General features: G+C 48.1%; 5 protein-coding genes, 3 rRNA genes and 8 pseudogenes. 15 read left to right on the forward strand and 1 reads right to left on the reverse strand.

Annotated features, from left to right (window positions below):
• Position 1: 1 nt before the first annotated feature.
• The 7 genes and pseudogenes from RQN30_RS10475 to RQN30_RS10505 all read left to right on the forward strand — a co-directional run bounded on the left by RQN30_RS10475 (position 2) and on the right by RQN30_RS10505 (position 9,710).
• Positions 2-1,521: ribosomal RNA gene (locus tag RQN30_RS10475) — 16S ribosomal RNA — on the forward strand.
• Positions 1,522-1,802: 281 nt separating this feature from the next.
• Positions 1,803-4,881: ribosomal RNA gene (locus RQN30_RS10480) — 23S ribosomal RNA — on the forward strand.
• Between the two features lie 133 nt (positions 4,882-5,014).
• Positions 5,015-5,132: ribosomal RNA gene (rrf, locus tag RQN30_RS10485) — 5S ribosomal RNA — on the forward strand.
• The 16S, 23S and 5S rRNA genes sit together here, the layout of an rRNA operon.
• Before the next feature lie 435 nt (positions 5,133-5,567).
• Positions 5,568-5,771: pseudogene (locus RQN30_RS10490) on the forward strand (methyltransferase domain-containing protein); the annotation flags it as partial.
• 72 nt (positions 5,772-5,843) lie between these two features.
• Positions 5,844-6,128 (forward strand): hypothetical protein, encoded by a 285-nt coding sequence (locus RQN30_RS10495; protein WP_353060436.1) that lies wholly within the window; start codon positions 5,844-5,846, stop codon positions 6,126-6,128.
• Positions 6,129-6,366: 238 nt separating this feature from the next.
• Positions 6,367-8,156: pseudogene (ilvD, locus tag RQN30_RS10500) on the forward strand (dihydroxy-acid dehydratase).
• Between the two features lie 225 nt (positions 8,157-8,381).
• Positions 8,382-9,710 (forward strand): threonine/serine exporter family protein, encoded by a 1,329-nt coding sequence (locus tag RQN30_RS10505; protein ID WP_353060437.1) that lies wholly within the window; start codon positions 8,382-8,384, stop codon positions 9,708-9,710.
• A gap of 234 nt (positions 9,711-9,944) precedes the next feature.
• Here the strand turns inward: RQN30_RS10505 and RQN30_RS10510 are convergent.
• A pseudogene (locus RQN30_RS10510) lies at positions 9,945-11,545 on the reverse strand (aspartate:alanine exchanger family transporter).
• A 695-nt stretch (positions 11,546-12,240) separates the two neighbouring features.
• Here RQN30_RS10510 and RQN30_RS10515 point away from each other — a divergent pair.
• The 8 genes and pseudogenes from RQN30_RS10515 to pflA all read left to right on the forward strand — a co-directional run bounded on the left by RQN30_RS10515 (position 12,241) and on the right by pflA (position 23,106).
• Positions 12,241-14,033, forward strand: a pseudogene (locus RQN30_RS10515) (acetolactate synthase large subunit).
• 12 nt (positions 14,034-14,045) lie between these two features.
• Positions 14,046-14,572 (forward strand): annotated as a pseudogene (gene ilvN / locus RQN30_RS10520) (acetolactate synthase small subunit).
• A gap of 117 nt (positions 14,573-14,689) precedes the next feature.
• Positions 14,690-15,715: a ketol-acid reductoisomerase gene (gene ilvC, locus RQN30_RS10525; protein ID WP_353060438.1), complete on the forward strand. Its 1,026-nt coding sequence runs from the start codon at positions 14,690-14,692 to the stop codon at positions 15,713-15,715.
• 649 nt (positions 15,716-16,364) lie between these two features.
• A pseudogene (locus RQN30_RS10530) lies at positions 16,365-17,458 on the forward strand (3-isopropylmalate dehydrogenase).
• Positions 17,459-17,756: 298 nt separating this feature from the next.
• Positions 17,757-18,896 (forward strand): annotated as a pseudogene (locus RQN30_RS10535) (branched-chain amino acid aminotransferase).
• A 438-nt stretch (positions 18,897-19,334) separates the two neighbouring features.
• Positions 19,335-21,431 carry a formate C-acetyltransferase gene (gene pflB, locus RQN30_RS10540; protein WP_353060439.1) on the forward strand — a complete coding sequence of 699 codons (2,097 nt, stop codon included), beginning with the start codon at positions 19,335-19,337 and terminating at the stop codon, positions 21,429-21,431.
• A 191-nt stretch (positions 21,432-21,622) separates the two neighbouring features.
• A complete protein-coding gene (grcA2, locus tag RQN30_RS10545) occupies positions 21,623-21,871 on the forward strand; it encodes an autonomous glycyl radical cofactor GrcA2 (RefSeq protein WP_353060440.1) in 249 nt (82 codons plus the stop codon).
• A gap of 345 nt (positions 21,872-22,216) precedes the next feature.
• Positions 22,217-23,106, forward strand: a pseudogene (pflA, locus tag RQN30_RS10550) (pyruvate formate-lyase-activating protein).
• Positions 23,107-23,199 lie beyond the last annotated feature (93 nt).

Consider the following 23,199-nt stretch of genomic DNA (forward strand, 5'->3'; position numbering starts at 1 on the left):
TTGTTTGGAGAGTTTGATCCTGGCTCAGGACGAACGCTGGCGGCGTGCTTAACACATGCAAGTCGAACGATGAAGCGGAAAGTTTTCTTTTGTGGATTAGTGGCGAACGGGTGAGTAATACGTGAGTAACCTGCCCTCTTCTCTGGGATAAGCCTTGGAAACGGGGTCTAATACTGGATATTCTGCTTTAACCGCATGGTTTTTGTTGGAAAGGGTTTCTGGTGGGGGATGGGCTCACGGCCTATCAGCTTGTTGGTGGGGTGATGGCCTACCAAGGCTTCGACGGGTAGCCGGCCTGAGAGGGTGACCGGTCACATTGGGACTGAGATACGGCCCAGACTCCTACGGGAGGCAGCAGTGGGGAATATTGCACAATGGACGCAAGTCTGATGCAGCGACGCCGCGTGGGGGATGAAGGCTTTCGGGTTGTAAACTCCTTTCAGTACAGAAGAAGCGTAAGTGACGGTATGTGCAGAAGAAGCGCCGGCTAACTACGTGCCAGCAGCCGCGGTAATACGTAGGGCGCGAGCGTTGTCCGGAATTATTGGGCGTAAAGAGCTCGTAGGCGGTTTGTCGCGTCTGCTGTGTAAGACCGGGGCTTAACTCCGGGGCTGCAGTGGGTACGGGCAGGCTAGAGTGCGGTAGGGGTAACTGGAATTCCTGGTGTAGCGGTGGAATGCGCAGATATCAGGAGGAACACCGATGGCGAAGGCAGGTTACTGGGCTGTTACTGACGCTGAGGAGCGAAAGCATGGGGAGCGAACAGGATTAGATACCCTGGTAGTCCATGCCGTAAACGTTGGGCACTAGGTGTGGGGCCTTTCCACGGGTTCTGCGCCGTAGCTAACGCATTAAGTGCCCCGCCTGGGGAGTACGGCCGCAAGGTTAAAACTCAAAGGAATTGACGGGGGCCCGCACAAGCGGCGGAGCATGCGGATTAATTCGATGCAACGCGAAGAACCTTACCAAGGCTTGACATACACTGCGACATGCTAGAGATAGTGTGGCCTTCGGGGTGGTGTACAGGTGGTGCATGGTTGTCGTCAGCTCGTGTCGTGAGATGTTGGGTTAAGTCCCGCAACGAGCGCAACCCTTGTCTTGTGTTGCCAGCACGTTATGGTGGGGACTCACGAGAGACTGCCGGGGTTAACTCGGAGGAAGGTGGGGATGACGTCAAATCATCATGCCCCTTATGTCTTGGGCTTCACGCATGCTACAATGGCTGGTACAGAGGGATGCGATTCCGTGAGGTTGAGCGGATCCCTTAAAGCCAGTCTCAGTTCGGATTGGGGTCTGCAACTCGACCCCATGAAGTCGGAGTCGCTAGTAATCGCAGATCAGCAACGCTGCGGTGAATACGTTCTCGGGCCTTGTACACACCGCCCGTCACGTCACGAAAGTTGGTAACACCCGAAGCCCGTGGCCTAACTTTTGGGGGAGCGGTCGAAGGTGGGATTAGCGATTGGGACGAAGTCGTAACAAGGTAGCCGTACCGGAAGGTGCGGCTGGATCACCTCCTTTCTAGGGAGCCTTTTGGTCGCTGTTTTTGTCTAGTTTGGTGGCCGGCTTTGGATTTTTGTTCAGGGTTTTGGTTTTCTTTTTGTGGGCGTCATTGTTTTTGGTTGGCATGCTGTTGGGTTTCGGGGTAACACCTGGTTTTTGCTGCCTGGGCTGATGGATGCTTTTTGGTGTTTGTTGGTTTGGTGTTGGTTTGGTGGTTGAGAATTGTATAGTGGACGCGAGCATCTTTGGTTTGTTGAAGAAGCATGTTTTTATGTTTTTTGATTTAATTGTTTTTTGTTTTGTAAGTGTTTAAGGGCGTTCGGTGGATGCCTTGGCACGCATGGCCGATGAAAGACGTTGTAGCCTGCGATATGCCTCGGGGAGTTGGCAAACGAGCTGTGATCCGAGGATTTCTGAATGGGGGAACCTGGCTGGAGTTGTGTCCAGTTACCGGCATCTGAATGTATAGGGTGTTTGGGGGTAACGCGGGGAAGTGAAACATCTTAGTACCCGCAGGAAAAGATATTGCGTTAGTAGTGGCGAGCGAAAGCGTAGGAGGCTAAACCGGGTGTGTGTGATAGCATCGGGCGTTGCATACTCGGGGTTGTGGGACCGTCTTAGACCTTCCGATAAGGGTCTGGCGAGTTATAAAACCAGGGCATAGATGAAAAGGCTGGGAAGTCTTACCGTAGAGCGTGATAGTCGTGTAGTTGAAATGTTTTGGTCTTGTTGGCGTGTTTTCCCAAGTAGCACGGGACTCGTGAAATTTCGTGTGAATCTGCAAAGACCACTTTGTAAGCCTAAATACTGTGCGTGACCGATAGTGGATTAGTACCGTGAGGGAATGGTGAAAAGTACCCCGGGAGGGAGTGAAATAGTACCTGAAACCGGACGCTTACAATCCGTCAGAGCCTTCTTGGTGGGGGTGATGGCGTGCCTTTTGAAGAATGAGCCTGAGAGTTAGTGGCATGTAGCGAGGTTAACCCGTGTGGGGAGTCGTAGCGAAAGCGAGTTTTAAAAAGCGTTTAGTTGCATGTTCTAGACCCGAAGCGGGGTGATCTACCCATGGCCAGTGTGAAGCACGTGTAAGAGCGTGTGGAGGCGCGAACCCACTTCAGTTGAAAATGGAGGGGATGAGCTGTGGGTAGGGGTGAAAGGCCAATCAAACTCCGTGATAGCTGGTTCTCCCCGAAATGCATTTAGGTGCAGCGTTGCGTTTGCTTGCTGGAGGTAGAGCTACTGGATGGCTGATGGCCCTTATCGGGGTACTGAGGTCAGCCAAACTCCGAATGCCGGTTTAAGTTTAGCGTGGCAGTGAGACTGCGGGGGATAAGCTCCGTAGTCGAGAGGAAACAGCCCAGATCATCGGTTAAGGCCCCTAAGCGTGTGCTGAGTGGGAAAGGATGTGGAGTTGCTGTGACAACCAGGAGGTTGGCTTAGAAGCAGCCATCCTTGAAAGAGTGCGTAATAGCTCACTGGTCAAGTGATTCTGCGCCGACAATGTAGCGGGGCTAAGTACACCGCCGAAACCGTGGCAGCAATTTTTTATTGTTGGGTAGGGGAGCGTCGTGCATGAGGTGAAGCAGCCAAGTGATTGTGTTGTGGATTGTGTGCGAGTGAGAATTCAGGCATGAGTAACGAATGAGGGGTGGGAATCCCCTCCGCCGTATGACCAAGGGTTCCAGGGCCAGGTTGTTCCGCCCTGGGTTAGTCGGGTCCTAAGGCGAGGCCGACAGGCGTAGTCGATGGGCAACCAGTTGTTATTCTGGTACCGGCGAAGAACCGTCCGTGCTGAAGCTTGTGATACTAACCATCCAATCCTGGCTTTCTTCCTTTTGGGTTGAGAGTTTTGGTGCGCGTGGGAACTGATCTTGTTGTAGGCAAGCGTGTTAACAGGGGTGACGCACAGTGGTAGCTTCCGCGTGGCTTATGGCTTGCCACGTTTAACAGCGCAGCCCGTTTCTTAGGTAAATCCGGGAGACTTTGTGGGTGAGGCTGGATGATGACCGTTTTTACGGGAAGTAGGGTGATCCTGTGGTGCCAAGAAAAGCCTCGACGTTAGGTTCTAGCCGCCCGTACCCTAAACCGACACAGGTGGTCGAGTAGAGTATACTAAGGCGTTCGAGTGAATCGTGGTTAAGGAACTCGGCAAAATACCTCCGTAACTTTGGAAGAAGGAGGACCAGAGACTTGAAGCTCTTTTACGGGCTAGGGTTGATGGTGGCACAAACCAGGGAGAAGCGACTGTTTATCAAAAACATAGGTCTGTGCGAACACGTAAGTGGATGTATACGGACTGACGCCTGCCCGGTGCTGGAAGGTTAAGAGGACTGGTTAACCCTTTTTTGGGTGAAGCTGAGAATTTAAGCCCCAGTAAACGGCGGTGGTAACTATAACCATCCTAAGGTAGCGAAATTCCTTGTCGGGTAAGTTCCGACCTGCACGAATGGCGTAACGACTTCTCCACTGTCTCAACCGCGAACTCGGTGAAATTGCATTACGAGTAAAGATGCTCGTTACGCGCAGAAGGACGGAAAGACCCCGGGACCTTTACTATAGCTTGGTATTGGTGTTTGGTACGGTTTGTGTAGGATAGGTGGGAGACTTTGAAGCATTGACGCTAGTTAGTGTGGAGTCATTGTTGAAATACCACTCTGATCGTGCTGGATGTCTAACCTTGGACCATGATCTGGTTCAGGGACAGTGCCTGGTGGGTAGTTTAACTGGGGCGGTTGCCTCCTAAAATGTAACGGAGGCGCTCAAAGGTTCCCTCAGCCTGGTTGGCAATCAGGTGTTGAGTGTAAGTGTACAAGGGAGCTTGACTGTGAGACCGACAGGTCGAGCAGGTACGAAAGTAGGAACTAGTGATCCGGCGGTGGCTTGTGGAAGCGCCGTCGCTCAACGGATAAAAGGTACCCCGGGGATAACAGGCTGATCCTGCCCAAGAGTTCATATCGACGGCATGGTTTGGCACCTCGATGTCGGCTCGTCGCATCCTGGGGCTGGAGTAGGTCCCAAGGGTTGGGCTGTTCGCCCATTAAAGCGGCACGCGAGCTGGGTTCAGAACGTCGTGAGACAGTTCGGTCCCTATCCTCTGCGCGCGTTGGAGAATTGAGAAGGGCTGTCCCTAGTACGAGAGGACCGGGATGGACGAACCTCTGGTGTGCCAGTTGTACCGCCAGGTGCATGGCTGGTTAGCTACGTTCGGGAAGGATAACCGCTGAAAGCATCTAAGTGGGAAGCCTGCTTCAAGATAAATTCTCCCGGACACATTAGTGTTGAAAGGTCCCCGGCAGACTACCGGGTTGATAGGCCAGAAGTGGAAGCATGGTAACGTGTGTAGAGCTGACTGGTACTAATGACCGATCACTTAAAAACAATAAATCATAAACATTTTGTCCTCGCGTCTGCTATACATATCTGGACCACCACAACCAGTAAAAAACACACACATACAGCAAAAACACAACACACAAGAAGACTTGTTCTCATGTTGTTACTCCAAAGCTTTGACGGTGGTCATAGCGGTAGGGAAACGCCCAGCATCCATCCCGAACCTGGAAGCTAAGCCTACCAACGCCAATGGTACTGCCCCCGCGAGGGAGTGGGAGAGTAGGAAACCGCCGTCACCAAACCAAAAAACAATTTTAAAGCCTTAACCCACAAAAAACAGGGTTAAGGCTTTAAAACAACACAAAAACAAAAATCTGTTTTTTAAAGCTGGTCATATTGCGAATATCAGGTTTCCAAGTTACACCTTTATTTGCAGTGCTCAAACAGCAGAATATATTTTTTTGTTTACATTTTTTTATTCGCCTGTGCCTTGTAATAACACATTCCGGAAATTTGATTCAAACTTGCGTTATACAAAGATTGGTTTCACGCTTGAATAAAAACAACCCATATACCCATATCGGAGCTGCGCGGCAGGCGTATATTGACGTACGCCCGCAATATCCTGAATCATTGATTGATTCTCTTGAAATTAATTCCGATTCCACAGTTTTAGATGTTGGGGCAGGAACTGGAAAACTTACCGCACAGTTGTATTCCCGCACAAAAAAATATGGGCACTTGAACCAGCTGCAGAATTTGCGAAAGCCTTTTTTCAAGTTTTACCATATTTTCCACGTGAAAAATTTATTACCGCAATTGCGGAAGAAACCACACTTCCGCGTAGAATATTTGATTGCATAACTTACGGACAATGCTGGCACTGGCTTGATGCACCCGCAGCAAGCCGAGAAGCCGCACGAATTTTACGTCCGCATGGAAAAATAGGAATATTCTACAATCAACTCGATGTATCTGTACCATGGGTACTGCAGCTTACACGGATTATGCGTTCAGGTGATGTCCAAAAGATTGCGAAACCGCCGCAGCTCACCCGTGATTTTTTCAAACCTCAGCTCAATCTGGAAACCTGGACTGACGAACTTACAGTTGAAGAAATACTGCAGCTTGGAACCACCCGCACATCTTGGCTTAAGTCGAGTTTGGAAAATCGCCAAAAAATGCAAAACAACTTGCGTTTCTACCTTTATGACGAACTCGGATACGGAGCAGGCGATTTGGTAAAATTACCGTATCAAACTCAACTTTGGACAGCAGAAAAACGGTATTAAATTCAGCGCGTCCGCTTTCGGCAGCCTGCTGAATATGCTATTTCTGCAGAGCAGATGACGTTTAACTGTTTAAGTTTGCAGAAATCCCACGAAAATTTTGTTCCGGGAATTAATATTAATTTCACTCTTTGAACGCGAAAAAATTTCAGATAACGCAGATATAGGATAGTTGCAATAAAAATTATAAGGAGAAAAAATGGTGCAGCTTCGATCCGCAACTTCCACTTCTGGAAGAAATATGGCTGGTGCACGTGCCCTTTGGCGGGCTACAGGCATGAAATCTGAAGATTTTGGAAAACCAATTATCGCCGTCGCCAATTCTTTTACCCAGTTTGTTCCCGGACATGTGCATTTGAAAGATTTAGGGCAGCTAGTAATTACCGCCATCGAAGAAGCTGGCGGTATCGGAAAAGAGTTCAACACTATTGCCGTAGATGACGGAATCGCGATGGGACACGGCGGCATGCTTTACTCCCTTCCGTCACGTGAATTGATTGCTGACTCCGTAGAATATATGGTTAATGCGCACTGTGCAGATGCCCTTGTATGCATTTCAAATTGCGATAAAATCACTCCTGGAATGTTAATGGCTGCGATGCGCCTCAATATTCCAGTAGTATTTGTTTCCGGCGGACCGATGGAAGCTGGAAAAGCAGTTTCTGGAGTACTGAATCATAAAATCGATCTTGTTGATGCAATGGCAATTTCTGCTAATGAGAATATTAGCGATACAGAACTTGATCGGGTGGAGATGAATGCCTGCCCAACTTGCGGATCTTGCTCCGGGATGTTTACTGCAAATTCGATGAATTGTTTAACTGAAGCACTTGGTCTTTCGCTGCCGGGAAATGGATCTGCTTTAGCTACCGCCAAGCGGCGAAAACAGCTTTTCCAAGACGCTGGAAAACTGATCGTCGAGTTATGCAGGCGCTACTATGAAAATGATGATGAATCTGTACTTCCGCGTTCAATTGCCACTCGTGAAGCATTTTTGAATGCGATGGCGATGGATATTGCCATGGGCGGATCTACCAATACTGTGCTGCACACACTTGCTGCAGCGCATGAAGGCAAAGTTGATTTCACAATGGCAGATATTGATGCAATTTCTCGTCGTGTCCCATGCTTGGCAAAAGTCGCACCAAACAGCACTCAGTATCATATGGAAGATTTCCATCGTGCCGGCGGGATTCCAGCAATCCTTGGTGAGCTTTATCGTGCCGGTCTGTTAAACAATAACGTTCATTCGATTCATGCCGGCGATTTAAAAACTTGGCTTGAAAATTGGGATATTCGCGGCACTGCACCGAAAAAGCCGCTTTCGATCTGTTTAGTGTGGCTCCTGGCGGTGTGCGTACCACGGAAGCTTTTTCACAGGATAATCGCTTTCACGAGCTTGATACCGATACCGAAAATGGGTGTATTCGCTCTGTGAAACACGCTTATACCAAAGACGGCGGGCTGTGTATGCTCTTCGGCAATCTTGCGGAAGACGGTGCAGTGATTAAAACAGCTGGTATCAGTGCGGAACTTTTCCATTTTTCAGGTCCGGCACGTGTGCTTGACTCACAGGAACAGGCGATAGAGTACATTCTCGGAAACAAAGTGAATCATGGAGACGTAATCGTGATCCGCTATGAAGGCCCTAAAGGCGGCCCAGGAATGCAAGAAATGCTCTACCCGACATCTTTCTTAAAAGGGATGGGGTACGGCAAAACTTGTGCCCTAATTACCGACGGCCGTTTTTCTGGAGGTACCTCTGGTTTAAGTATTGGACATATCTCGCCTGAAGCTGCTGCCGGCGGATTGATTGGCCTAATTGAAGACGGCGACACAATCGTGATTGATGTTCCCAGCCGGAAACTTGAGCTGAAAGTTTCAACGGAAGAAATTTCCCGGCGCCGGAAAGAAAAAGGCGCATTGCCGTGGTCTGGTAAACGAGAGCGGAATGTTTCAAATGCGCTCAAAGCCTATGCGGCAATGGCTACTTCAGCAGCCTTTGGCGCGATTCGGAAACTTCCAGAGTGAAGCAGCCGCTTGATTCGGAAATTGTTTAGCGCATAGTTCCGCTCATTTTAATGCTGCAGTATATTCGGCGGAATTAAAATAAGCTGTGAACACAACATCCGGAATTGAAAATAGTGCTGCGTGATACTAGATTCAAAGGTCTTTGTACTTATGAAATTCTTGAGTTTGTGCTATAAACTCGTGAGCGGTAAAAGCAGGCGCAAACTTCCGGAGTTAAACCAGAAAATGAACGAAAAAGAAGTAGAAACAATAGCGGAAAACCGAGAGACACTTCGTGAGAAGTCGCAGGTGCTTTTGCTTCTCGGAACAATGTTGCTGAACTGCGGTGCCGGTGCATACCGTGTCAAATCAGCGATGGCACGGGCAGCAAAAGCACTCGGGCTGACAAAACACGAATCACATGTTTCACTCTACGCAATAACCACGATGTCCTGGCAAAATAAAGAATCGTGTGCAGGATTCGCTGAACAGCACTTTATCGGGGTTAATTCTGAAAAATTAGATCGGGTCGCAAATCTTGTATCAACACTTGGAGAAAAGGTTACAGCTTCAGATTTGCGTTCTCGCCTGCAAAATATTTCAAAGCACGATTGGCATTATGGTCTTTGGAAAACCGTTTTTGCATCCGCAATTGCTTGTGCCGGGTTTTGCTTTTTAAATAATGGCCGGATTATTGAATGCGCACTAGTGTTTCTCGCTGCAGGGTTCGGACAGCTCGTGCGGAAACTTTTACTCCAACGCCATGCGGCTCATTTCTTAATTTGGGTAATCTGCGGTGTAGTTTCCACGATACTTTATGTTGCCGGGCTTGCGATTATTGTTCACACGGGGCTGGGAGAGGCTGGAATGCATGAGTATGGAATTATTTCCTCAGTGCTCTATCTTATTCCCGGATTCCCGCTTACTACCGCGATGCTTGATTTTGTACGCGGAGATTTTCAATCAGCAATTAATCGATTTGCATACTGCTTCATGGTTCTCGGTTCAGCGGGACTCGCAATTTGGTTTGTGGCGCATATTTTTGCCTGGAACGTAAATGAAATCGCTTCTGATCCGCTCAGCACACCGGTGCTTTACGGCTTACGAATTCTTACTTCTTTTGTTGCAGCGTATGGTTTCGCAGTTTTATTCAACGCAACTTGGAAAGTTTGTTTAGCAGCGGCAACAGTAGGAGCGTTTGCAAACACCGGGCGGCTATTCTTGCAAGAATTTGCAAATGTTCCATGGCAGATCGCCGTTGGAATCGCCGCTTTCGTTATCGGTGTAATTGCGACTACTATTGCTTGGCGAACTGCGCATTCGCGTGTTTCACTATCTGTGCCTGCCGTTGTCATTATGATTCCGGGTGTGCCGTTTTACCGCGGGCTTGTTGCAATGAATGAGGGAGCAATTAACTTCGCTTTACAAAATATTTCCGAAGTTATTTTCGTGGTATTGGCAATTGGCATGGGGCTGGCTTTCTCACGAGTGCTGCTTGACGACGGATGGCGTAAAGACATGGATACGTCGAAATTGCCGGAAAAACTGGAAATAACTCGTTCTGATAATGTTTAAATCATTTCAGCTGCGAAATCGAAAATTTAATATTGGAACAGCATAAATAGATTTGCTGTTTTCACGTGCGGCGCAAAATCGGGATAGCCTTGATTTTGCGCCGCACACGAATATGCTGTGCAGTGATTTCTGCTGGAATCCGGAAGCTCTATCAGTCAAGAACTTTCAGAAAAATCGTTTTCCGATTCTGGTAAGAGTGCTGATTTTAACTAGGCATCTTAACCGGCTGGATGACTACATTGCACCGAACGATCCAAGAATTTGGGCGATAAAGATTTTCGCAATCATCGCAACCGGGTATACCATCGCATAACCCAAGGCAACCTGCGGATTAAACTTGGTGCGGTCATTAGCAAAAGCAAGCACTGCTGGTTGAGTTTGCGTTCCGCCTAGCGCTCCAGCAATCTGCATTGCGGGAACACGTGTGAACATTCGCAGCGAGAAGTAGAGAGCTGCGCCAACAATTGTCGTAATAATTGCTCCGAGGACAAAGATTTGCAGCCATGCCCCGCCGGTAAAAGCATTCAAAATCTGCGAACCGGCCGTCGTTCCGGCATACGCCAAAAAATCAGTAATCCAAGTTCGGAAAGTACCTGACAGGTGGTGAATGGAATTGTTGTAACAAGCTTTCCGATTCGTCCAATCCGCCCCATTATCAACCCAATAATTAATGTGCCGGCGGCAGAGCCAATCGAGAAAGTCAATCCGGATGGAGTGAGGAATTTGAACTCACCAATTAAAATCCCCAGTGCCATCCCGATACCGAGAGCAAAAGGATTGATATCTGTAAGACCGCGTGAAGAATCTCCAAAATATGCAGAAATTTTCTTCATAGAATCTGTTGGAGCGATTACGCGAAGACGGTCGCCGATATATACAGGTTCATCGCGTGTTGCAATAATATCAGTATCGCCACGGCGAATTCGTGAAATTGTACCGCCGAACTTCTTTTCTAAACTGAGTTCTCCCACTGTTAAACCAGAGAGTTTCCCATTAGAAAGCGTAATTCGGCGAAAATCAATATAATGGCGATTTTCGAGAAGCGAATGGCTCGATCCATGTCCCATTAACTCGACTGCGCGTTTCACATTATTTTCCGGACCAACTACGGTAATTAAATCGTCCTCGAATAAGATATCGTCTTCCGTCGGAATATAAATTGGCCCAACTTCACCGTGGCGGATACGGGAAACTTTCAAATCTGACCCGAGTTTTGCCAAAATATCAGAAATCTTTGGATTATCTTTGCGTTCCACACGGATTGTGCGGTTCTTGATTTCCTGCTGCGCAGCGATGTCTGCTTTCGCTTTTGAAAGTGCAATTGCGGACCAAATCAGCATCCCAATTACTCCAAAGAGATAGGCGATTGCATATCCGACGGTAGCAGCTGCAGGATTGCCTGAAGCTGAACCGGCAGCCGAGAGCGCAGGCGTATTTGTGGTAGCTCCGGCGAAAGTTCCGGCAATCATTGCCCAATTCATTCCCATTGCTTTTCCAATACCTGCGGCGGCACCGGCAGCAACCGCAAAGGCGGCAATCATGAAGAGTACGGGTTTGAGGGCTGAACGAAGCGTATTAAAAAATCGCGGACCTGAAGAAATACCGATAGCGAAAGCAAAGAGCGCCAGCCCAAGAACTCCAAGATCATGTTCGACTTTCAGTTCGTATCCGTCAGCTAAAGCCCAGGCCGTGAGGAGAATTGAAAAGAAAAGAACGGCTGCTGCACCTAAAGATACGCCTTTAATCCGGATCCAAGAGAAAACAATACCGATGCCGATTAAAACAAACAGCAGGAGGACTTGGTTTTCAGCAAGCGTTTTAAAAATTAAGGACATTTCTTTCCTTTGTTTTAATTTGGGAGATTCCAACTTCGTTGTAGGAATGCGGGCATTCGAAGTAAAAATAACGTGCGTGATATTTCCATGCCCGCATATTTAATCTACTCCATTCTATACTGTTCTGTGCCCTATTGTGCAGCCGATTCTAATCCGGATAATTAATGGTTCTGCGGAGTCAACCTGATTTAAACTTTATTGCAAATTAAATGCTGGAAAAGAGCAGGCGTGTTTATATTCCACGTTAAACTCATTGATTCGCTGTATGCCGGAAAGTGCGAAAGAAATTAGTTTTGGCGGAAGCAGAAGTATCTGCATCACAGACGAGATATCCACAATATAAGACAAATCAAGATTAGCTTTTCAGGTAATAAAAAACCGGATATTCTAAGTAGCATGGAAACTAAGAATCTAGTCGTCGTCATTATCTAGCGCATCAGCAGATGTGACGATTGCTGGTGCGCTGCCCCTCGAACCATATCGAGGGGTTTTTGCTACCCGAAGGAATTCTGCTTATTGCTGGATAATCTCTCGAATATCTCAGTTGCAAAAGTGTTTTATCGGCACTTCTGGAGAACCTAAGCGGTGGTTTTAGTAAGGCGTAACAGCGTTACCGCGCACTTATTGCTGCGAGCAGCGAGAAAGGAAAAGCTATGGCACTGGCTGAAACCGCGAATGAAAAGAATAAATACAGTATGTTTGCGCAGATTGCTGCGGCGCTTGCGAAACCTGAAATCCGTGAGCCAGCTACCGGTGCACGCGCAATTATCCGCTCTCTTGAAGAACTTGGGGTGACTGATGTTTTCGGATTACCTGGCGGAGCAATCCTGCCAACTTACGATCCGCTGTTAGATTCGAATCAGATTCGCCATATTCTTGTACGGCATGAACAAGGCGCTGGCCATGCCGCACAAGGTTACGCAGTTTCTACTGGAAAAGTTGGTGTTTGTTTTGCCACTTCTGGTCCGGGTGCAACTAACCTTGTTACCGCATTACTTGACGCAAATTTAGATTCGGTGCCAATCGTGGCAATTACCGGGCAGGTTGCAGCTTCTTCAATCGGCACCGACGCTTTCCAGGAAGCAGATATTGTTGGGGCATCGCTGCCGGTTACAAAACATTCCTATCTGATTACCGAAGCTGCGGATATTCCACGGTGTATTGCGGAAGCATTTTACATTGCGCAATCAGGGCGTCCAGGGCCAGTGCTTGTGGATATTACAAAGTCGGCACAAAACGCTGAATGTGATTTCGTTTGGCCGCCAAAATTCGTTTTACCTGGGTATCGCCCGAACTATCACGTTTTAGATTCGAAAGTCGAAACAGCAGCGGCAGCGGTTGCTGCTGCGCGGAAACCTGTGATTTATGCAGGCGGAGGTGTAATTCGTGCTGGAGCTTTCCGGGAGCTCCGTGAATTCGTGGAATTAACCAACATTCCAGTTGTGACGACGCTCAATGCGCGGGGCGCATTTCCGGATAACGATTCACGATGTCTGGGAATGCCCGGTATGCACGGCACTGTACCTGCTGTTGCGGCACTGCAAAAGTCTGATCTCATTATTTCTTTTGGGGCCCGATTTGATGACCGCGTAACTGGAAAAATTGACACTTTCGCTCCGCGGGCAAAAGTCATTCACGCTGATATTGATCCGGCTGAGATTAACAAAATTCGCCATGCTGATTATCCGATTCTTGGTGATATCCGTGAGACAATATCTGCGCTGAATCGGGTTTACCCGCGTGCCGTCGAAAAATTTGGCACGCCTGACCTCAAAAAATGGTGGGATTTTATCGACAGGCTGAAAGAAACTTATCCAATCGGATATGAGCTTCCCGAAGACGGCCTGATGAGTCCGCAGTTCGTAATCGAACGTTTAGGGATGCACGCTCCGAATGCAATTTTTACTACGGGAGTAGGGCAGCATCAGATGTGGGCGCAGCAGTATCTTAGCTGCAATAATCCGCGCAGCTTTATCACTTCCTGCGGTGCGGGAACGATGGGGTTTGGGATTCCGGCGGCGATGGGTGCGCAGGCAGGAAATCCAGACAAAGTTGTGTGGTGTATCGACGGCGACGGATCATTCCAAATGACTAATCAGGAATTGGCAACCTGCCGTTTGAACAATATCCCAATAAAAGTTGCGTTAATTAACAATTCATCACTCGGGATGGTCCGGCAATGGCAGAAGCTATTTTATAATGAGCGTTACTCGAATACAGATTTGAATACGGGGCGAACACTTTACGAATTCCAAATTTTGAAAAACTTGCGGAATCGTACGATTGTGCAGGAATTCTGGTCGAAAGTCCAGATGCGGTTGACAGCGCCATCCAGCGTGCAATGGAAATCAATGACCGTCCAGTAGTGGTTGAATTTGTGGTCTCGCCAGATGCGATGATTTGGCCGATGGTACCGGCAGGTGTTTCGAATGACGAAATCTATTACGCACGGGATATGCGGCCCGATTTCGGTGCAGAGGAAGAATAAAGGAACTGAGAAATGAGTACACGTCATACTTTCACAGTGTTGGTAGAAAACAAACCAGGTGTACTGGCACGCGTCTCCGGGCTTTTTGCCCGGCGTGCTTTAACATCCACTCGCTTGCTGTCGGTCCGACGGAAAATCCGGCATTATCCCGAATTACGCTCGTGGTTGATGCGGCGCAGATTCCGTTGGAACAACTCAAACATCAGCTGAATAAGCTGATTAATATAATTCACATTGAAGAACTCGCGTCAGACACATCGGTACTGCGCCGGCTGCTGCTGGTGAAAGTCAGTGCAAATGATCAGAATCGGACACAGGTGATGCAGGTAGTGGAGATGTTCCGAGCACACATTGTTGATGTGGTACCTGACGCGGTGACGATTGAAGCAACCGGTTCCGAGCAGAAGATTAAAGCATTCTTGACCGCACTTAGTCCATACGGTGTGAAAGAAATTGTCCAATCGGGCAGCGTTGCAATTGGGCGCGGATCACGTTCAGTTTCGGAACAGGTTTCGGCTGAGATTCATGGTGAAGAGTGAAATTATTTACTGATTCCGCAGCGATATGCGGAGAAGAAAATCAAACTAAAAAATCCGATTAGCGCTTTCCGGCTGCTAATCCAAAAATTTCAAAACAAACACACAAGGAGATGTAAAATGGCGAAAGTTTATTATGATCAGGATGCGAATCTGGAAGTGCTGCAAGGTAAGAAAGTTGCAGTTATCGGATACGGGTCGCAAGGCCATGCACATGCCCTGAATCTGCGTGATTCAGGTGTGAGCGTGGTAGTGGGCTTGCGGGAAGGATCAAAGTCGATTCCGAAAGCTGTTGAACAGGGCTTGGAAGTTGCCTCCGTTGAGGAAGCTGTAAAACAGGCAGATGTGGTGATGATTCTGGCTCCGGATCAATATCAGCGCACTATTTATACTGAGCAGATTGAACCGAATCTGAAACCGAACGCCGCGCTGTTCTTTGCCCACGGTTTCAATATCCGCTTTGGTTATATCAAACCCGGTGCCGGTCATGATGTGTGCATGGTAGCTCCAAAAGGTCCGGGGCATACGGTTCGGCGGCAATTCGTGGAAGGCCGAGGTGTGCCCAATATTGTGGCCGTCGAGCAAGATGCGTCCGGAAATGCTTGGGATTTGGCTTTTGCATATGCAAAAGCAATCGGCGGCACTCGGGCCGGCGTAATTAAGACTACTTTCACTGAGGAGACGGAAACAGATCTCTTCGGTGAGCAAACAGTGCTTTGCGGCGGCATTTCGAAGCTGATTCAGTATGGTTTTGAGACTTTGACGGAAGCTGGTTATCAACCGGAAATCGCATATTTTGAGGTGCTCCACGAAATGAAGCTTATCGTTGATTTGATTAACGAGGGCGGGCTTTCAAAGATGCGGTGGTCGATTTCTGACACAGCGGAATATGGTGATTACGTTTCCGGTCCGCGTGTGATTACTCCGGATGTGAAAGAAAATATGAAAGCTGTGCTGGATGACATTCAAAATGGGGTATTCGCGAAGCGTTTCATTGATGATCAAAATGCCGGCGCGCCGGAGTTTAAAGATTTGCGCAGCGCAGGTGAGGGACATGAAATTGAGAAAGTTGGTGTGGAGCTGCGCAAGATGTTCGCGTGGGAAGCCAAGGATGAAGATTATACCGACGGGCAGGCGGCACGGTAATTTTTATTCGTATTTTTCTCAGCTTCGGATTTCGAGCTGAGAGGAATCTTTCCTGAGAAATATTTCAGGAGCAACAGCGGTGATTGCAGCGGCTGCTGAGTTTACTTCGGTGCGCTTGGCAGCCGTCGGCAGATTTTCAAAATGCTCTTGCCGTCATATGCTGGTAAAACGCAGAACTTTGCAGAGCTTGAGGATATTAAAGGCATGAATAAAAAGAATCGGAATGAAGTTGAGTTTAAAAACCGTCGCTTCAACGCAAACTGGTGGCATGGATGCTGATTTTTGCGCTTGCCGGGTCGGCATTGATTAGTGCTGTTGCGCTGCTAGTAAACTAAGAGCGGCACTCACCGGAAATCATGTGCTGCGCGCAACGCTTTCTGTGAGCACTCGCGATACAGTTTCCGCAAGGAATTCACAGGAGAGCTGCGCTAATTTCTTTCGAAAAGATCTCTGCTTTACAGCACACTTCGCGAAACTGCAGATTAGATGCGTTCTTTGCATAACGCTTGCCATTTGTTTGCTGCTGTGAGCGGATTAAGGAGCGGCAGATGAAAGGTATTCCGCAAAATACTGATGGAAGAAAATCGGTAAGCCAGCTCATAATGTGGTGCAAAAAATGCTAAGCAAAGCAAATAGTTAGAATCGCGGTATGGAAAAAGATGAATTGCCAAATAATACTGGAAATGGTGCCGGGAAGATAATTGCGCTGGCAGTTATTCCCGGAGACGGAATTGGGCCGGAAGTAATAGCTGAAGGGGTAAAAGTGCTGAAAAAGTCAGCACGAACTCAGAAGTTCTTTTTAACCTGGAATATTACGATTTCGGAGCGAAACGTTTTCGCGAAACGGGAGACGTTCTCCCAGAAGCTGAGCTTGCCCAAATCAAGGAAAAGGATGCGATTTTGCTTGGCGCCGTCGGTGATCCGGCAATGCCTTCGGGCGTGCTCGAACGCGGATTGCTCTTGAAACTGCGGTTTGATCTTGACCACTATGTGAATCTGCGCCCGGCGAAATATTATCCGGGTGTTTCCTCACCTTTACGCTCTCCGGAGGGTACAGATTTTGTGGTGGTACGTGAAGGTACGGAAGGACTATATTGCGGAAACGGCGGGGTGATTCGTGTTAATACGCCGCATGAAGTCGCGACGGAAGTTTCAGTTAATACCGCGTATGGCGTAGAGCGGGTAGTGCGTTTTGCTTTCGCACAGGCAATGAATCGGCGGAAAAAACTCACGCTGGTACACAAACATAATGTGTTAGTAAATGCAGGGCACCTTTGGCGGCGCACCGTTGAGCGTGTCGGATTTGAATACCCTGAGGTGACAGTGGATTATTGCCATGTGGATGCAGCAACGATTTATCTTGTAACAAATCCGCAGCGCTTCGATGTGATTGTTACCGATAATCTTTTTGGTGATATTTTGACTGACGAAGCCGGTGCGATTACTGGCGGAATCGGGCTGGCGGCTTCAGCAAATTTGAATCCGAGCCGTGAATATCCGTCGATGTTTGAGCCGGTACATGGATCGGCTCCCGATATTGCGGGGAAGCAGACAGCCGATCCGACGGCAGCGATTCTCTCGGTCGCTTTAATGCTTGATTTCCTCGGATTTACCGAACTTGCGCAGCGGGTGGAGCAAGCCGTCGAACAGGATATGCAAACACGCGCCCAGGCGCAAGCAGCGAAGAAACCGCTAATTCGGAGGACTAGCGAAATCGGTGATGCGATTGCCGGGTTAATCTGATTCTCCGGTTTCCACGCTTTTCCGAAGTTTCCGGATGTGTTTTCGCGGTATAGTTTTCGTTGTAAACAGCGCAGCTATTTTCGGTTTGGCACATGAAAATAGTTTTCTTGAAAACTGATATTCGGAAATATCGTTTGAAAAATATTTAAAAACTGCAACGAGGAATTTTCGATTCAGCTCTCATCATGAAAACATATTCGGAATCGGATTTATTGGGACTAAACTTAATGGCAATCCGATAATAGGTTTATCTGTTTTGCAAAAACCTAAAGATTTATAAAAGTGAAGAAGGGTGAAAATGGCACACGAAACCACTGAACTAGAGCAACTGGCACGTCAGCCGCTGCAAAGTGCGGCCGAAGCAGCGCAGCGCTTCCCGTAGCGCCGAATGTGCAGCGGAAAAGCGACGCAGAATATCAGCGAATTATGCGCGAACTCGGCTTTGGTGCAGATTTCACAGACCATATGGCACATGCTGTTTGGACTCCGGAAACTGGGTGGAGCCAAAAGAAATCGCGGAATATGGTCCGCTTTCACTCGATCCGGCAGCTGCTGTATTGCATTATGGGCAGGAAGTTTTTGAAGGAATTAAAGCTTATCGCCATGCCGACGGATCAGTTTGGACTTTCCGCCCGGCATATAATTCGGCGCGGTTAAATATGTCGAATCGCCGCCTTGCAATCCCGCAGCTTCCGCTTGAAGATTTCTTAGGTTCAATCGCTGCTTTGATTCGTGCCGATAAGAAGTGGGTTCCGGAAAAAGAAGGATCTTCGCTCTACTTGCGTCCGTTTATTGTCGCTACCGAAGCTTTTCTTGGTGTCCGTGCAGCGAAGAAATATGACTATTTAGTAATCGCTTCACCGTCGGGTCCGTACTTTAAAGATGGTTTTACTCCGATTAACGTTTGGGTGGATCAAAAATATCATCGCGCCGGCCCAGGCGGTATGGGGAATGTAAAGACTGGCGGTAATTATGCAGCTTCGCTGCTGCCGAAGGTGGCGGCGCATGAAGCTGGTTATGATGAGGTACTTTTCCTTGACGCAGCAACAAATACTAATCTCGACGAACTCGGCGGAATGAATGTATTTGTGGTGATGGCAGATGGGAGCGTGCGTACTCCGCAGCTTAATGGAAATATTCTTCCCGGCGGTACGCGTGCTTCGATTATCGAATTTCTCGAAGATGAAGGCGTGCAAGTGGAGGAAACCACGATTTCACTTTCACAATTACTTGCACAGCTCCAGAGCGGGGAGGCTGTTGAAATGTTTGCTTGCGGTACAGCTGCTGTGGTCACTCCAATCGGTTCACTTTCTGGAAATGATTTTCAGGTTGCGGTTCCGACGGGAGAGCTGACGCGCCATGTATATGATGAGCTGACTTTAATCCAACTTGGAAAAAGGAAGACCGATTCGGCTGGCTATACAAATTAGCCGACTGAGGAAATAATTGGATTCCGAAATATCTGCGGATTAGCGCGGCATATATTTTGTGCAACAGTGCCGTACTGCGGGAAAGCGCGGTTTTTAGTGGCGGCGGACTTAATTTACAAGTTCGCCGCCATCTTTCTTTGTGCAGCTGTGGGAATTGCACGATTAAAACGGGACGTTAGGCTCATGTCGTGTGTGAAGCGTATCGCGTCTGGCGAACTCGCACGGAAACATGCCGGATACTGGATGTGAACTGCGTCGGATTAATGCTACTAGTCGGTAATTTTGTATAGACTTAAGTTATTCGAATCAACGAACGCTTTCAACATCGTGGCGAGAGCGGATTTTACGAATAATTGCTGCGAAATTTTTAAAGCGCCTGCTGGTTCAATACAGATTCGACGATAACTCGAAGATGAATTACACGAAGATATTAAGGAGCGATGCTCGTGACTGACGTAGCAGCTGCCGAGGCTTCCCAGGAATTTGCCGGATGGGCAGAATTTAAGGGTGAAGCTTGGAAGAACGCAATTGATGTGCGTGATTTTATCCAGCAGAATTACACCCCATACGAGGGTGATGATTCTTTCCTTGCAGGTCCGACTGAAAAGACTCTGAACCTGTGGAAAGCACTTGATGAAAAGTATCTTTCCGTAGAGCGTAAACAGCGCGTTTATGATGTAGATACTGAAATTCCGGCTGATGTAGACTCATTTGGTCCCGGATACATTTCCGAAGATGACGATGTAATCGTCGGTCTGCAAACAGATGTTCCGCTAAAGCGTGCAATGATGCCTAACGGCGGTTGGCGCATGGTGAAACAAGCAATTCACGAAGCTGGGAAAGAAGTAAATCCGGAAGTCGAAAAGATTTTCACCCAGTACCGCAAGACCCACAACGATGCTGTCTTCGATATTTACACTCCGCGAATTCGCGCGGCACGTTCCTCCCATATCATCACTGGTTTGCCGGATGCGTACGGCCGCGGTCGGATTATCGGCGATTACCGCCGTGTGGCACTTTACGGTGTTGATTACCTGATTGAAGAGAAACAGGCTGCGAAAGATTCGATTGCAAACCGGCCGTTTTCTGAGCATTGGGCACGCTTCCGTGAAGAACATGCCGAGCAGATTAAAGCTCTGAAGAAACTAAAGAATATGGCAGCGAGCTATGGCTTTGATATTTCTCAGCCGGCAACTACCGCGAAAGAAGCCGTGCAATGGACTTATTTCGCTTACCTTGGTTCAGTAAAGAGTCAAGATGGCGCTGCAATGAGCTTTGGACGTCTTTCCGGATTCTTTGATTGCTACTTTGAGCGGGATTTGCGCAATGGAGTGATTACTGAAGAAGAAGCTCAGGAAATCATTGACGCATTGGTAATTAAGCTCCGAATCGTACGCTTCCTCCGCACAATCGATTACGATCAGATTTTCTCCGGCGATCCGTACTGGGCTACTTGGTCCGACGGCGGTATGGGTGAAGACGGCCGAACACTCGTAACAAAGACTTCGTTCCGTTTGCTGCAGACGCTCCGGAACCTTGGTCCGGCTCCGGAACCGAATATCACTATTTTCTGGAATGAAGATTTACCGGACGGATACAAGCGTTTCTGTGCGGAAATTTCAATCCTCACTTCTTCAGTTCAGTATGAAGCCGACGAGCAGATTCGCTGCCATTGGGGTGACGATGCGGCAATTGCTTGCTGTGTTTCCCCGATGCGGGTGGGCAAGCAGATGCAGTTCTTCGGTGCACGTGTTAATACCGCGAAAGCACTGCTCTATGCAATCAACGGCGGCCGTGATGAAGTTTCCGGCAAGCAGATTGTTACCGGTTATACGCCGATTGAAGGCGACGGGCCGCTTGATTTCGATGAGGTCTGGCAGAAATATGAGGAAATGCTTGACTGGGTGGTCGGCACTTATGTAGAAGCGCTCAATATCATCCATTACTGCCATGATCGTTATGCTTATGAAGCAATCGAAATGGCACTTCATGATTCCGATATTATGCGCACTATGGGCTGCGGAATTGCAGGTCTTTCGATTGTTGCCGATTCGCTTTCGGCAATTAAGTATGCAACCGTCACACCCGTGCGGGATGAAACCGGTCTTGTTGTTGATTACAAGACGGAAGGTGAGTTCCCGCGTTACGGCAATGATGATGATCGTGCAGATGATATTGCTGCAACGATTGTGCATACTGTAATGGACAAGATTAAGCAGATTCCGATGTATCGCGATGCAGTCCCAACTCAGTCTGTGCTTACAATCACTTCAAATGTGGTGTACGGAAAGGCAACCGGTTCATTCCCATCCGGGCACCTCGCAGGTACACCATTTGCTCCAGGTGCAAACCCGGAAAATGGAGCAGATACGCACGGAATGCTTGCTTCGATGCTTTCTGTAGGGAAACTTGATTATGATGATGCACTCGACGGTATCTCGCTGACAAACACTATTGTTCCATCTTCCCTCGGCCGTAATCTCGACGAACAGATTACGAATCTTGTTGGAATCATGGACGCTGGTTTCGTTCCGGAGAACTAATCCAGTTTATTAGCTGAAACTTGCGGTAACGAATCTGCTGCTAATAAAGGGAGATCCGCAAACGGGGGCAGATTCGTTATCCAAAACTAATAACTTAATACAACAAACACAGAGAAATAAACAGGACGCTGCTCAGGATACTGAGGAGTGCGGGGTTTCCCGAAAGGGAAACAGAAAACAGGAGTAAGAAAATGACTATGACCTATGCAGAGCGCGAAGCATCGATGAAAGCTGCACGCGAAGAAAAAGACGGAACCAAGGGTCTGTACCACGCAAACATTAATGTGCTGAACCGTGAAACTCTCGAAGATGCAATGGAACACCCAGAGAAATATCCGCAGCTTACTGTGCGCGTTTCCGGGTATGCTGTAAACTTCGTGCGGCTCACTCGTGAGCAGCAGCTTGATGTAATCTCACGTACCTTCCATCAAGGTATGTAATTTCGTTTGCTTTCCGTCGGGGAAATCTGCAATACGTTGCGCTTGCAGATTCGTCTCGGTTAAGAAATGAAAATTTAACTTTCATAGTGGCTAGTGCGGCGGCAAATATGCCGTCGCACTAACTATTCTGACGGCAACAATCTCTTGCACAATAAATAGTTTGCAGGCTGTATCTAGGCAAACTCAGGTGCAGCAGTTTTATAACGACTTACATCAATAAATAAAACTGCGCACCATTTGAATGCATCTGCAGCACACAAAGATGAGCAGAGAAATCTTTGATTCTGCAAAGCTGTTGCCGTTTATGAATAAGTAGCAGAAATGAATAATTTGGAGTGAGACGATATGAGTAAAGTGCCGATTCGATTTTCGTCAGAAGGTTCTACAGGTGAATATCGTCCAGAACCATCTGAAATTGAAGTTCCGCGTCTTGATGGAGCAGGTATTGATGGGATTACACCTGCTGAAGATCTTGGCCGGAAAGAGCATTTACGAGCAGTACGTGCTGGAGAAATTGGATCAATCCACTCTTGGGAATTGGTAACGGCGGTAGACGGCCCTGGCACACGGATGACCACATTTTTTCCGGTTGTCCGTTACGGTGTGTATACTGTCATAACCCGGACACGCTGCGGATGCGTGATGGGAACGCCGTAACTGCACAAGCACTGATGGAAAAGATTAAACGTTACCGTGCTGTTTTCCGTGCAAGCGGCGGAGGCGTGACTTTTTCAGGCGGCGAGCCATTATTCCAACCAGCTTTCTTAGCACGGCTATTGCGGGAATGCAAAGAAAATGGTATTCATACGGCAATCGATACCTCTGGTTTCCTTGGTGCTGCGCTTACTGATGAGATGATGGAAAATCTTGATTTGGTGCTGCTTGATGTGAAGAGCGGTATCCCGGAGGTATATAAGCGGACGACTGATCAAGAACTCGCGCCGACACTTCGCTTCGGGAAACGGCTTGCAGATGCAGGAAAGCCGATGTGGATTCGTTTTGTTGCAGTTCCCGGCTGGACTGATGCGCCAGAAAATGTGGAGGCGGTCGCCGATATTGTTGCAAAGTGGGGAAGCGTAGAGCGAGTAGAAGTACTGCCATTTCACCAGATGGCTCGCGACAAATGGGACAATCTTGGGCTCGAATATCAACTGGACGATGTGGAGCCGCCGTCGAAAGAAGCGGTGGAAAAAATACGTGAAGTGTTCCGTTCCCGTGGAATTTTAACGTTCTGATTCTTCTTTGATTTAAATATTTTATCGCACTGAATTCGCAGCTGACGGTATATCGGAAAATAAGCAGCACGGGCAAATGGGCATTGAATAATC

Source organism: Arcanobacterium hippocoleae (genome assembly GCF_040360365.1).
Classification (GTDB): domain Bacteria; phylum Actinomycetota; class Actinomycetes; order Actinomycetales; family Actinomycetaceae; genus Arcanobacterium_A; species Arcanobacterium_A hippocoleae_A.